Raw genomic sequence first — 14,022 nt, forward strand, 5'->3', positions numbered from 1 at the left:
TTTGCTGCCGGCAGCAGGGTGGGCATGGGAAGAACCATATGGGGATTAAAAAATCAGAAGGTCAGGGTGTAAGTCGACGTACACTCTGTCATGAAGGTAAGCAGGATATACAACGAACGAGTAACGGACATTGAACAACAAGTATAGGCACGAAACATTCAACAGGTATTACTGATCACCAAGGACTAAGCTACAAACAACATACGCGTTTACAAACAAAATATATAACAACAGGGACGGCGATTAGCGGGTGTTCTGTGGCACGTGGATCGTAACGAAAATATTTATAAAAATTTGATGGAGGTTGATGGATATGACAACAACTAATAACAAACGCATGATTGAAATTTTTGATACAACGCTGCGTGATGGAGAACAGGCACCGGGAGCAAGTCTGCAGCCCGAGCAAAAGATTGAACTGGCACACCAACTGGCTTCTCTGGGTATCGACGTCATTGAGCCTGGATTCCCGATCTCCAGTCCAGGTGAGTTCGCGGCGGTTCAGGCGATTTCGAGACAGTTGCAGAACGTGGAGATCTGTGGATTCGCGCGTGCGGTCAAAGGTGATATCGATGCAGCTGTTCAAGCAACAGCGGATGCAGCACGGCGCCGAATTCACCTGTTTATCTCTTCTTCGGATATTCATATTGAGCATCAACTGCGGCGTCCGCGCAGTGAAGTGGTGGCTACCGCTCGTGAGATGGTATCTTATGCACGTCAGTTCACGGACATTGTAGAGTTCACAGCCATGGACGCTGCTCGTACCAAGATGGACGATCTGATTGAAATGGTTGAAGTCGCCATTGAAGCTGGAGCGAGCATTATTAATCTGCCGGATACGGTCGGATATGCCCTGCCACATGAGTATGGTGAGATGTTCCGCCGGGTGCGTGAGGGTGCAAGAGGTGGCGATCAGGTTCGTTATAGTGCTCACTGTCACAATGATCTGGGCCTGGCCGTAGCCAATAGTTTGGCTGCGATTGCCAATGGAGCTACCCAGATTGAAGTGACCATCAATGGTATCGGAGAACGGACGGGGAACTGTGCACTGGAAGAGCTGATTATGGCGTTGGAGACTCGGGGAGACGCAATTGGTGCAACGACGAACATTAAGCTGAATCAGCTGTATGAGACTTCACGTCAGATTAGCCGTGCGATGCACTTCCCGATTGCGTACAACAAGCCAGTGGTGGGACGTAATGCATTCCAGCATGAATCCGGCATCCATCAGGATGGTCTGCTGAAGAATCGGAGCACCTATGAGATTATGGACCCGGAAGCGCTGGGTATCCCACGCAGCATGATTATTTTGGGCAAACACTCCGGTCGTCACGCCCTGAAAGATCGGGTTCGCAAATACGGTTTTGAGCCGGATGAGCAACAGATGGAGCAATTGTATGAGGTGTTCAAAGAAACCGCAGACCAGCAAAAAGTGGTCAGTGACGACCAGTTATTACAGATGGTTAGCCAGACTATGAATATTCCTGCACAGGACTATGAACTGGTTGAATTGCAGGTGACAGCGGGCAGTATGACGGATCGAATGGCCGCCGTTCGCATTCGCACAAGCGCTGGAGAACAATCTTACTCCGCTGTTGGCGGTGGACCCGTGGATGCAACCATCCGTGCGATTGGTCAGAGCATTTCCGATGATATTGCATTTGTAGATATGGAGATGCATGCCTTGAGTGGTGGAGAGGGTGCAAGTGCAGAAGCTGTAGTTACCGTGGAGCGTGCAGGACGTGAGTTCCGGGGAACAGCAACACATAATGATATCGTCATGGCTGCCGGTTTGGCGTATGTAGCGGCTTGTAATGCTGCTGGGCTGAAGGCCGAGTCTTCCGAACATCATGAACAAGAAGCACATGCGTAAAACATCTATTGCCAGATCGCATCTACAGCGGCAATAGTAGCAATTGCAATTCGATATAAATATGCATGGCATATAGTAAATAAATGACGGGCAGGCCTTGAACGACAAAGGTCTGCTTTTGTCTTATTATGGAGGTATATTGAGGAGTGGAAGGATGCATTTGTCAAGGTGTGACTATAGTTATCCACATATCCAGTGTAATTTGTGGGTAACTATCCCAAAGCCAAACCAGCATAGTTTTCGAAACGAAAAGGGTTTAGGGGATAGAATGACTCCTTACTATCCACAAAGTTGTGGATAAAGTGGATAACTTGGTGGATAAATATGGTTTTTGTGTGAAAAAGGCTATTCTACCGCTGTATAATTAAGCTTATTAATGTGCTTGCTATCTTGCTTTCTTGTGGATAAGTGTGAGGGACAGGGGGATAAAAATATTTCTCTTCATTCGAGTAAATTTGACAAAAGTCAAAACAGCTCCCCTAACCTCCGTATGTTAGAGTTCAATCTCAAGGAACATAAAGAACATAAGGTGCATAGCTTCTATACGCATCCTCAACAAACAAAAAGCTGATCCCAATAAGGAATCAGCCGGTGGTATAACTATACTTGCATGGAGCCGATCAAGCCATGTTCTGAGTCTGTACTATTCGTACTATTCCATAGCTAGTTCTTCCCAGTCCTCGTATGCCTTGGTGAGTTCTGCTTTGTGTTCCTCCGATTGTTGCTGGAGTTCTTGCAGCTTCATATAATCCTGATAGATTTCAGGCAGAGCCATCTGTGCCTCAAGTTCGGTAATCTTTGTTTCCAACTCTGCAATCTGTTGTTCCAGAGCTTCCTGCTTGCGTTGTCGGTTGCGCTCTTCACGCTTCGCCTGTTTTTCCGCTTCGAATGAAGCCGCTCCGGATTTTTCGGTTGTGGCTGTGTTCAGATCGGATTTGGACGAGTTCTTGGACGAAGCCTGACGTGCCTCAGCAGCTTCACGTGCGATGTCCTCAAGCTCCTGTTTTTTCTCCACATAATCATCGTAATTACCGAGATATTGCTCTGTGCCGCCTGGATGAAGTTCAACAATGCGTTCAGCCATTTTGTTGAGGAAGTACCGGTCATGGGAGATGAACAGCAGGGTGCCTTCATAATCCATTAATGCCGCTTCCAGCACTTCTTTGGCAAACAGGTCGAGATGGTTCGTAGGCTCATCCAGAATGAGCATGTTGGCTTCCTTCAGCATCAGCTTGGAGAGAGACACACGTGCCTTCTCACCGCCGCTGAGGGAAGAGATTTTCTTGAGCACATCGTCACCGCTGAACAAAAAGTTCCCCAGTACGGTTCGAATGCGTGCTTCTTCCATCCCGGGATAGGCACTCCACAGTTCTTCCAGAACCGTGTTAGACGGATTGAGTCCAGTCTGTTCCTGATCGTAATAGCCAATCTGTACTTTCGTTCCCCATTGGATCTCTCCGGTCACCGGACGTAAACTTCCGGTGAGACACTTCAGCATGGTTGATTTACCAATACCGTTTGGTCCAATCAGAGCAACCGTTTCCCCGCGTCGCAAATCAAAGGATACGTTGCGGAACAATGGAGAAGCCTCGTCATAAGCGACGGATAGCTGATCCACTCGAAGCACTTCCTTGCCGGACATAACGGCGGTTTCGAAGGAAAAATGGGCTTTTTTCAAATCTCCCATCGGTTTATCAAGCCGCTCCATTTTGTCGAGGGCTTTACGCCGGCTTTGCGCCCGTTTGGTCGTCGAAGCACGTACGATGTTTTTCTGAATAAAATCTTCCATCTTGGAGATTTCACCCTGTTGTTTCTCATATTGCTTCATCTGAGTTTCGTACTCGGCAGCTTTGAGCTCCATATAACGGCTGTAATTGCCCGTATATTTTTTGGAGCGGTGACGTTCGATCTCAACGATGGTCGTTACGAGTCGATCAAGGAAGTACCGGTCATGGGATACCACGAGCAGTGCGCCTGAATAACCTCTCAGATAATCTTCCAACCAAGTAAGGGTGGCGATATCGAGATAGTTGGTAGGTTCGTCCAGCATGAGCAGATCGGGTGCCTGAAGCAAAATACGAGCAAGGGCAAGGCGTGTCTTCTGCCCGCCGCTCAGAGTAGCAATGGGGGTGTCTGGCGAAAATTCGCCGAATCCCATCCCGTGCAGTACGCTGCGAATGCGGGTTTCCATTTCATAACCGCCATGGTCCTTGAACCAATCGGATCGTTTCGCATAACGTTCCAGCAGGTCCGCATACTTTTTCTCATCTTCCATCTGGGCAGGGTCGGCAATATCGCGTTCCATCTGACGCAAATCGGCTTCAGCCTGTGTCAGGTGAGCGAATACGTTCATCATTTCTTCCCAGATGTTACGGTCGGATTGCAGCCCGCTGTTCTGAGCGAGGTAACCGAGTGTCGTTTCTTTGGACTTGAAAATCTGTCCTCCGTCATAGGACATTTCACCGGCTATAATTTTGAGCAAAGTGGATTTCCCGGCACCGTTTACACCAACGAGGCCGATGCGCTCGCGTTCTAATATTTGTAAGTTCACGCCGTCCAGGATTGGATCGACACCAAAACGTTTGATAATTCCGGATACTTGCAGCAGCATAAAATTAAGTTCCTCCATAGGTCCAGTTCTTGATATGACAACTATATCCCAGTTTACATGAAATACAGAGCAATTGCACCGATTGGGAACGCATGGGGTATGTAGTCTTTTTGATCAATCAATGATAAACTGAAAGAAGGCATGTTATTACATGAGGATTTTGCAGAAAATGAATCATTTTAACCATTTCAACAAGATGACAACTGGTCATAACATATAAATTGTTTTTAATGAGAGCTTTTTTCTACCTTCCCTATCAACAGGAGGTTATTCAAGGATATGCAGGATCATGCGGAACTGAAAAGTCAGCTTCGATCCAGACTAAGACAGAGCCGTGATCTGATGGATGCAAGCATGCGTCAGCAGGCGATGACTAAGATTAATGCTGGAGTGAAGCGGGAGCTGGAGCGCCTTAGACAGGCCAAGAGCAAGGTTGTGAACAAACCACTCGTCATATTCAGTTATCTGTCCTATGGAAGCGAAGCGTCCACAGCTTTTCTGTTTCAAGAGGGCTGGAATCATGGAGATGTGATGTTTGCACCAAAAGTGTTGGCGAATCCACCTCGAATGGAGCTACGGCGAGTGACCGGAGAACAAGATCTGGAGCCAGGCATATGGGGGATACCCGAACCTAAGGATTCCTGTGAAGTCCTGACGCCTGATGATTGGCCGGATATCGATCTCGTATTGGTACCGGGGCTTGGTTATGATCTCCACGGCGGGCGTATTGGTTATGGTGGCGGTTATTATGATCGTTTTGCCGAGACGCTTGCAGCAACATGTGTGATGACGGGCAAGAAACCGTTGATGGCTGCGATGGTATTGCCGGGTCAGTTACAGGAGGAGATCCCGATGGACCTGCTCGATCTGCGGATTGATCTGTTGATAACAACCGAAGGTATATTACATATCGAATAAAGGGTTGTGATGTGATTGAGTTCAGAAGTGAACAACGGCCAGGCTTCGGGTGGCAAACTGACCCATTTTAATGAACAGGGGCGGGCCCGGATGGTTGATATCTCAGGTAAGGAAATTACCGTACGTACGGCTGTGGCTGTAACCAAAGTGACGATGAATCCAGATACACTGGAAGCGATTCGGGAGGGCCGAATCGGCAAAGGTGATGTTCTGGCTGTGGCTCAGATTGCCGGGATTCAAGGCGCGAAAAAAACGTCGGACTGGATTCCGATGTGCCATCCGCTGGCACTGACGGGTGTGGATATTCGTTTTCATGATAATGGAGTGGATGAATTACACATTGAAGTTACTGTCAAAACTGAAGGCAAAACGGGTGTTGAGATGGAGGCGCTCACGGCAGTTTCGGCTGCGGCACTGACGGTCTATGACATGTGCAAGGCCATGCAAAAAGATATGATTATCGGTCCAACCATGCTTAATTCCAAGAGTGGTGGCAAAAACGGTGATTACAGCCGATAGGCAATATTTATTTTCATAGAGGAGAAGGGTGATCTTTATGGTGTGGAGAACAGCAATCCTGACAGCCAGTGACAAAGGAGCCCGCGGGGAACGTGAGGATACGAGTGCACAAGTCATTCGGGAGCTGGTGGAAGAAGAGCTGGGTGGTCAAATCGTGGAGTACCGTATCGTTCCGGATGAACCCGATGAGATTATTGCGGCTTTGATTGAGATGACGGATTATTTTCACGCCGATCTGGTGCTGACTACCGGTGGCACGGAGCTGGCCATTCGTGATATTACTCCGGAAGCGACCCGGCGCGTAATTGAGCGGGAAGTTCCCGGGATGGCAGAGGCCATGCGGTACAGTGTAATGAGCAAAAACCGTTCTGCAATGCTGTTCCGCGGGGTATGTGGCATTCGTGGACGCACGCTGATTGTGAATCTGCCAGGTACACCAAAGGGTGTGCATGAACATCTGGCTGCCATTATGGATCAGCTTCCGGAAGCGCTGCTGATGGTTACGGGTCAGTTCAAGCAATAATTGAGCACGGACTTTGGGGCAAGATATCCGATTAGCCATGACCGTTGTTAGACTGTTCTAGTGACATCTCTTATTTGTGAATTTTGCGGGTTATGTAAGTGGTTACATCTATGGTATGATGGGCTTAAATTAAGAACGCAGCAGAGACATCTATGAACATCTGGCCGAGTATGCGCATCTTCGAAGCTTGAGACGAGGAGGAATATCAATGTTAAGTTCCATTGGACCTACGGGTTTTATTTTGCTGGCCGTGATTGCATTGTTGTTGTTTGGACCCAACAAACTTCCGGAACTGGGACGTGCAGTTGGGCGTACCTTCCGTGAATTCAAAGAGGGCGCTCGCGAGATTATCTCTGAGGATGACTCGTCCAATCGCAAAGAGCAGGAGAAGGCGAAACCGCTGGCGGCTGAGAGCACACCTGCAGACAAGCCTGCTGATAAACGCCTGCCGGAATAATCTTGACGGCAATGAAAGAGAAATCCCTTCCTGCCGGAAGGGTTTTGTATTTTAAGCTGGCAATAATGGGGGGCAGGCATGACGCAGCAAATGGAAGAAATGTCGATTACGGAACATCTGAGTGAGCTGCGCAAGCGGCTGATCTATGTACTAAGCATTTTTGTGCTGGGACTGATTGCAGGATTTTTTGTGGCGGACCCGGTATACCAATATTTGACCAAGGCAGAGTCGGCAAAAGGTTTTGTATTACATGCCTTCTCGTTCTGGGACGGGATTGGCATCTATATGAAGATTGCAGGGTTGTTCTCACTTATTATTACACTGCCGTTTACGGTGTATCAGATCTGGAAGTTTGTTAGTCCAGGGCTAAAGCCGCGCGAGCGAAAAGCAACGCTGAAGTATGTGCCCTATGTGTTTCTTTTATTTCTGACAGGTATGGCTTTCTCGTATTATGTTATTTTTCCCATGGCACTCGCCTTCACAACAGCGATTACGGAGAAGATGGGGCTTGTGGAGACCTACGGGATGAAACAGTATTTCAGCTTCCTGTTTGGCATTGTGTTGCCTGTGTCCCTGTTATTTGAACTTCCTTTACTTATTATGTTTCTGACAGGACTGCGGATTCTGAATCCAATTCGTCTTCGCAAGATGCGCAGAGTCTCTTATTTTGTTCTGATCTTCATTGCAGTGGTCATTACACCTCCAGACTTTATTTCCGACCTTCTGGTGATGATTCCCTTGCTCTTGTTATATGAGATCAGTGTGTTATTATCCGCAATCGTATATCGCAAGCAGCTTGCAGCCGATGAAGAGATCGAATCCCGCTACGTTCGTGCCGAGGATAAGAAACATGCGGGCTGAATGAGGATAAGCTGTAATGTGCCCGGAAAAGACGGTATGTTCTTATCCGGGCTATTTCTGTAGACTGCCGACAACACGACAGGACAAGCAGGCATATTATGTCCAACAATGGATACAATGGGGAAGGGACTGTCTGTTAACGTTGCAGAAGGGTTAAACAATTTCGTAGAATAAGATTAGTGAATTGCAACATAGAACCAGGCACAGCGGGTGTAATTTGGCTATGTTTGTGTAAATTCAACGTAAATTCTCGCAGGAATTCGTCAAAAGGACTTGAAATCATGCTTCAAGTTGAGTATCATAAAGTTGGTTGTTAGCACTGAACACTGTCGAGTGCTAATACATATGGCTACAACCTACAATGTAACGTTATATAATTTCAAAAGGAGGCTATTTTTCATGATCAGACCTTTAGGTGAACGCGTATTGGTAGAACCACTGGAGCAAGAACAAACAACTTCTTTCGGGATCGTACTCCCGGACTCCGCCAAAGAAAAACCGCAAGAGGGTAGAATCATTGCAGTTGGTGCTGGAGTATTGAAAGACGGCGTACGTGTAGCTCTGGAAGTGAAAGAAGGAGATCGCGTTATTTTCTCCAAATATGCCGGTACAGAAATCAAATTCGAAGGTAAAGAATATTTGATTATGAAAGAAAGCGATATTCACGCGATTCTCGACTAATTCAAATTTAATCGGATAACCGAACCATATAGCACTACCATTTTCCAACAAAAACTAGGGAGGTTTTCTTAACATGGCTAAAGACATTAAATTCAGTGAAGACGCTCGTCGCTCCATGCTTCGTGGTGTGGACGCATTGGCTAATGCAGTAAAAGTAACACTCGGTCCTAAAGGCCGCAACGTGGTTCTGGAGAAAAAATTCGGAAGCCCGCTCATCACTAACGATGGTGTAACCATTGCTAAAGAAATCGAACTGGAAGATGCATTCGAGAACATGGGTGCACAACTGGTTAAAGAAGTAGCAACAAAAACCAACGATGTTGCCGGTGACGGTACTACAACAGCAACTGTATTGGCGCAAGCGCTGATCACAGAAGGTCTGAAAAACGTAACTGCAGGCGCTAGCCCAATCGGTATCCGTAAAGGGATCGACAAAGCGGTTAAAGCTGCGGTTGCTGAATTGCAATCCATCTCCAAACCAATTGATTCCAAACAATCCATCGCACAAGTTGCAGCAATCTCTGCAGCTGACGAAGAAGTAGGCGAACTGATCGCTGAAGCTATGGAAAAAGTGGGTAAAGATGGCGTTATCACTGTAGAAGAATCCAAAGGATTCGCTACAGAGCTTGAAGTGGTTGAAGGTATGCAATTCGACCGTGGATACATCTCTCCTTACATGATCACTGATACGGACAAAATGGAAGCTGTTTTGGACAATCCGTACATCTTGATCACAGACAAAAAAATCTCCAGCACGCAAGACATCTTGCCATTGCTTGAGAAAATCGTTCAACAAGGCAAACCGCTGGTATTGATCGCTGAAGATATCGAAGGCGAAGCACTGGCTATGCTGGTTGTGAACAAATTGCGTGGTACATTCAATGCTGTAGCTGTTAAAGCTCCAGGATTCGGTGACCGTCGTAAAGCCATGCTGCAAGACATCGCTGCCCTCACTGGTGGCCAATTGATCACGGAAGAACTGGGTCTGGACCTGAAATCCGCTGTTGTGGAACAACTGGGTACAGCTCGTCAAATCCGCGTAACTAAAGAAAACACAATCATCGTTGACGGTGCTGGTAACAAATCCGATATCGATGCACGTGTTAGCCAAATCCGTACACAATTGGAAGAAACAACTTCCGAGTTCGACAAAGAGAAACTGCAAGAGCGTCTGGCTAAATTGTCCGGCGGTGTAGCAGTAATCAAAGTTGGTGCGGCTACTGAAACAGAATTGAAAGAACGCAAACTTCGCATCGAAGATGCCCTGAACGCAACTCGCGCTGCGGTTGAAGAAGGTATCGTATCCGGTGGTGGTACAGCGCTCATGAACGTATATAGCGCGGTTGCGGCTGTAGCTCTGTCCGGTGACGAGCAAACAGGCGTAAACATCGTCCTGCGTGCTCTGGAAGCACCAATCCGTACAATCGCAGCTAACGCTGGCGAAGAAGGTTCCGTAATCGTGGAACGTCTGAAAAAAGAACAAACTGGCGTAGGCTTCAACGCTGCAACTGGCGAGTGGGTTAACATGATCGAAGCTGGTATCGTTGACCCTGCGAAAGTAACTCGTTATGCATTGCAAAACGCTGCTTCCGTAGCAGCAATGTTCTTGACTACTGAAGCAGTTATCGCTGACAAACCAGAACCAGCAGGTGCTGGTGGCGGAATGCCTGATATGGGCGGTATGGGTGGAATGGGCGGCATGATGTAATAAAGGTGTAAAAACCTTTATTACATCATGTGCCTGGCAGAGTGAATTCTCGGTCAATTTGATTGAGAGTTCGTGAAGCAGCACTGTTACAAATGATAAATAAAACAAAAACCACTTCTTAGTAATTATTAAGGAGTGGTTTTTGTTTTGGAATTTGTGTTTTCACGATCTTATTGCACATATTATACATATTCTCCCATTTTGGAGTTGTGTTTTTTGATGTAACAATATTCGTTTTCATATTCTCGTTTGACTGCTCTATTAAGCTACCAATAGAAGATTTAAGGAGGTGTGATAGTTGTTATTGTTGTTGCATTTCAGCAACCTCTAGTTGCTTGGATATATTTTGTTCGAAAAATTCAAATGAAAAGAACCTACTGATCAGATATAAATATTCCTGACTTCTTACCGCCCTATTAACTCGTCGAAATGAATTAGATTTGATAGTATGAAGTTAGTATTAAATTTTCATTTTAAAGCGCTTCATTTTTCTGAGAGGCTTGAAATATTAGTGATAGCAGTAATATCTGTACCTTTTTCTACAAGCTTTTAGCTATTTCAATCACTTGTTTATGCGGTTTTTCTCTTCTCTTGCGGCAGTGAGCAAAAGGGAGTATTCAGCTAACAAATGATTGCTATACTCATTACTATTCGAAAAACGGGAATAAATACTTGTAATGAGCATCACGGGATGCAAAATGTGAGTTCTAAGAGAGGTGAAAATGTGGATTTTTTTAATCCTTCAACATTAGAAGGTTCATTAACAATTGGTATAATCGCTGGCTTAATAAGTGGAGCAGTAATAGGTTTTTTTAGTGGTAGAGTTTACGAGAAAAATAGTATAGTGAAATCAAATATAAAACAAAAAGGCAACGGAAATGTGGCAATTCAAAATTCTAAAGTAGGGCGGAATGTATATGTTCGAGAAGAAAAAGATAACACAGAAGGGTGAGGGGAATTATGCCATAATAGATTCTCAACTGAATATTTCATTAAACATTGCCGGTAACTCTGATCTCAATTTTGAAAAATATTCTGAAGAACTTGATAAGGATTTTCAAGAACAATTTTTTGAAACAAAGTATTATAAAAAAGTGCTAGATTCGTTTAACAAAAATTCAATTGTCTTTTTACTTGGGATACCTGGAATTGGTAAGACATTCACTTCAAAACAGTTATGTTCTGAGTATGAAAAAAGGGGATATTTCATTTTATATTCAGAAAACATAAATGAAAATAATCAAGTTAGAGAGATTATTGACTTTATTTCGAAAAACTCAGAACTCAATATATTTATTTTGTTGGATGATTTTCTCGGTCTTATTTACAAGTTAATAAAAAGTGGAAAAGATCAAGAAATTTCAAAGTTAATAAAAAAAGTAAAAAAAGAAAAAAGTAGAATCAAAATGTTGATCAATTCTAGATTTGCAGTGTACAACGAGTTTAAATCTACGAGTGAAAGAACAACACAAGCAATTGAAAGTAGCGGAATCCATGAAATCACTATTGACCCTTTAGATTTTTGTGATAAAGCCGGTATTTTTTACAATCATCTAATAAAAGCTTATAAAGAAAGATCTATTTCAGAAAAACATTACTTTGCGTTATTAAATGAAAAAAAATATTTGAAAATAATTTTGAATCCAAAATTTAATCCAAGGGTCATTGAATATGTTACAGTAATATCAAGAGATGTGAAGGATATCGCTCCTGAAAAATATTTTGAGTATATTATTTTAAATTTAGTAAATCCCGATAAAATTTGGGATCTGGAAATTAAAAATTTACAACAGCTTGACAGGGTTTTTATTTTCACACTTTTTTCATTAACAAAAACTAATGTGAATCTTAGTATTCTTAGAGACTGCTTTGATAAACGAATCAAAGATGAAAACTCTTTAAATCTAGATACTACAATTTCTCAATTTGAAGTTGTTTCTACACGTTTGCAAAATTCAATAATAAAAATTGATGAACATTTTGAAAAGGTTGGTGTATTAAATCCTTCAATTAATGACTGGCTATACAAAAATTTAATGAGTAACAGTTTTGAAATCAACAAAATAATTACAAGTGCATTGTATCATGAGCAGATAGAATGCTTTGATTCTACATCGTATTATAAAAAACCTCTTATTGAATTAATAAAAAATAAGGAATTTTCAAAACTGTATACCTTACCTAAACCAATATTTAAAGGGTTTAATGAACAACATACTACGCCGTCGTATCTTTATAAATTGAAAATGTTATTATGGAAACTTGATGATACAGATTTAGTTAAACTAGGTTTAGATAATGATAGCGTAGAAAATTTTATATTAGGAATATTTACAAGTGAAAATTACAATTTGATAGAGTCCGAATCAAGATTGTATAATCCATTAAAAAGTTCAGAAATATTTTGTAAATTATTTTCCGAACCACTAGTAAGTAAATACAATCTTACAGAAATTATTACTAATAAAAAATACTTAGAGGTAATACTAAATTCTGCTGCAAGAGATGAAGTCTACTTCAGTATTTTAAATAATATCTGCATAAAATATAAAAATTGTTTTGAAGAAGATTTTTATAACCTGGTTCAAGTAAAAAATGCAACGATAAATAATATAGTGCTCTATGTAGGTAATGAAATTTATGATCAATTAGTTTCAATAATCAAGGAGTGTGCAGTTAGTAATATTGACGATTATGTAGGAAAACCCTTCGATGATTTTGTTGACACTATTTATGAAGAAATTCGCGTTGAGCTCGAAGATATGATACTTAACATTATATCTGAAAAGTTATATAAGGAAAATATTGAATGGATAGATGAAAAAGATTTCGATGTTGATACAATAATCAGTGATGAAATTGAGTTGAATGATATAATTTTTGATACATGTTCAAAGTATTATCAATCTGAAGTTTCAGAATATAACGATAATAAGGATGTAGAACAAGAAATAATTGATTCTATTGAAATGTTTGAAAGTGCAAAATTTTTGAATTAAACAGAACATATTCCTAATGTGGAAAGCCCCTCTTAAATGATATCTCCAGTACACCGAGGTGGGTATGTGCTAATTAGCCGATGTTCGATGTTCCTGATACGATACTTATACCTAATTAATACGATGCTACAGATAACCGATGAACTCTACTCAGCATCGTATTCATTTAGATATAGAACTAATCTCAGAAGAAAATCGGATTGTACATACAAGAAAAGACTCAATAAAATTAATATTGAGTTAGTATCATGGGCTTTATGTAAGCAAAAATTTTAATCTTTGTAATGCCGATAGATGAAAGGTTTCCGAGGCAGATTTATTTAAACAATTACTAGGGATAATGTTAGCCCTGAGATTGAAACCTCGTTCCTATGGTTTCGTATGTACTGTGATACATAGAGAGCTTATCAGTAACGACTTGAGGAGGAAATGATTTGAGAAAGGGTACAAAGTGGACATTATGGATTCTGGGCTTGATGCTCGCTGCAATATTTATCAACTTTTTTATGAATCTATATAGCTTTGCTTATGCACTGATTACTGTGCTTATACTTGCCTTTATGGGGTGGGGTTTCTTAGCGAAATTAAAGAACGACGTTCGTCAGCATGAAGATTACCATAGAAGAGAGCATCAGTATGCGAACGATGACATCGATAGATACACCAGGTAGAATTCAACCAACCTATCATACTTAGCACGTAGCATACATGAGAAGTTATAAGAAACTTGCCCTGAAATGATTAAAGGCTCCCGTGAGGGAGTCTTTTTAATGGCTAATCTTGTAAAAAGGAAGTAGTGATGTTTTCTTCTATTGCTAAACAGATAGTTGTTAAGTAAAATAAACATATGAACAAGTGCTCATATATTAATA

At 42.6% G+C, this 14,022-nt stretch carries 12 protein-coding genes; 11 read left to right on the forward strand and 1 reads right to left on the reverse strand.

The window, feature by feature from the left end; genetic code table 11:
• The first annotated feature begins 313 nt into the window (after window positions 1-313).
• Window positions 314-1,873, forward strand: coding sequence for a 2-isopropylmalate synthase (locus V6668_RS06825; protein WP_036668956.1), 1,560 nt, complete (start codon window positions 314-316; stop codon window positions 1,871-1,873).
• Between the two features lie 652 nt (window positions 1,874-2,525).
• On the opposite strand, the gene V6668_RS06830 is transcribed toward V6668_RS06825, so the two are convergent.
• Window positions 2,526-4,484, reverse strand: coding sequence for an ABC-F family ATP-binding cassette domain-containing protein (locus V6668_RS06830; RefSeq protein WP_338708000.1), 1,959 nt, complete (start codon window positions 4,482-4,484; stop codon window positions 2,526-2,528).
• A gap of 279 nt (window positions 4,485-4,763) precedes the next feature.
• On the opposite strand from V6668_RS06830, the gene V6668_RS06835 reads away from it, so the two are divergent.
• The 10 genes from V6668_RS06835 to V6668_RS06880 all read left to right on the forward strand — a co-directional run bounded on the left by V6668_RS06835 (window position 4,764) and on the right by V6668_RS06880 (window position 13,821).
• Window positions 4,764-5,402, forward strand: a complete 639-nt coding sequence (locus V6668_RS06835) for a 5-formyltetrahydrofolate cyclo-ligase (RefSeq protein WP_338708001.1) — start codon at window positions 4,764-4,766, stop codon at window positions 5,400-5,402.
• A 27-nt stretch (window positions 5,403-5,429) separates the two neighbouring features.
• On the forward strand, window positions 5,430-5,921 hold the full coding sequence (gene moaC / locus V6668_RS06840) for a cyclic pyranopterin monophosphate synthase MoaC (protein WP_338708002.1): 492 nt from the start codon (window positions 5,430-5,432) through the stop codon (window positions 5,919-5,921).
• Between the two features lie 37 nt (window positions 5,922-5,958).
• The gene (locus V6668_RS06845) at window positions 5,959-6,444 is read left to right on the forward strand and encodes a MogA/MoaB family molybdenum cofactor biosynthesis protein (RefSeq protein WP_017690080.1); all 486 of its coding nucleotides are present in this window, start codon (window positions 5,959-5,961) and stop codon (window positions 6,442-6,444) included.
• Window positions 6,445-6,652: 208 nt separating this feature from the next.
• Window positions 6,653-6,901: a twin-arginine translocase TatA/TatE family subunit gene (gene tatA, locus V6668_RS06850; RefSeq protein WP_036611264.1), complete on the forward strand. Its 249-nt coding sequence runs from the start codon at window positions 6,653-6,655 to the stop codon at window positions 6,899-6,901.
• 78 nt (window positions 6,902-6,979) lie between these two features.
• Window positions 6,980-7,762, forward strand: a complete 783-nt coding sequence (tatC, locus tag V6668_RS06855; RefSeq protein ID WP_017690078.1) for a twin-arginine translocase subunit TatC — start codon at window positions 6,980-6,982, stop codon at window positions 7,760-7,762.
• 399 nt (window positions 7,763-8,161) lie between these two features.
• Window positions 8,162-8,443, forward strand: a complete 282-nt coding sequence (groES, locus tag V6668_RS06860) for a co-chaperone GroES (protein WP_017690077.1) — start codon at window positions 8,162-8,164, stop codon at window positions 8,441-8,443.
• Window positions 8,444-8,516: 73 nt separating this feature from the next.
• Window positions 8,517-10,151 carry a chaperonin GroEL gene (gene groL, locus V6668_RS06865; RefSeq protein WP_017690076.1) on the forward strand — a complete coding sequence of 545 codons (1,635 nt, stop codon included), beginning with the start codon at window positions 8,517-8,519 and terminating at the stop codon, window positions 10,149-10,151.
• A gap of 628 nt (window positions 10,152-10,779) precedes the next feature.
• On the forward strand, window positions 10,780-11,103 hold the full coding sequence (locus V6668_RS06870; RefSeq protein WP_338708003.1) for a hypothetical protein: 324 nt from the start codon (window positions 10,780-10,782) through the stop codon (window positions 11,101-11,103).
• On the forward strand, window positions 11,069-13,150 hold the full coding sequence (locus V6668_RS06875; RefSeq protein WP_338708004.1) for a hypothetical protein: 2,082 nt from the start codon (window positions 11,069-11,071) through the stop codon (window positions 13,148-13,150). The genes V6668_RS06870 and V6668_RS06875 overlap by 35 nt, the downstream gene beginning before the upstream one ends.
• Window positions 13,151-13,584: 434 nt before the next feature.
• A complete protein-coding gene (locus V6668_RS06880) occupies window positions 13,585-13,821 on the forward strand; it encodes a hypothetical protein (RefSeq protein WP_100529979.1) in 237 nt (78 codons plus the stop codon).
• Window positions 13,822-14,022 lie beyond the last annotated feature (201 nt).

Origin of the sequence: Paenibacillus amylolyticus (genome assembly GCF_036894225.1) — a bacterium.
GTDB classification, from domain to species: Bacteria; Bacillota; Bacilli; order Paenibacillales; family Paenibacillaceae; genus Paenibacillus; species Paenibacillus amylolyticus.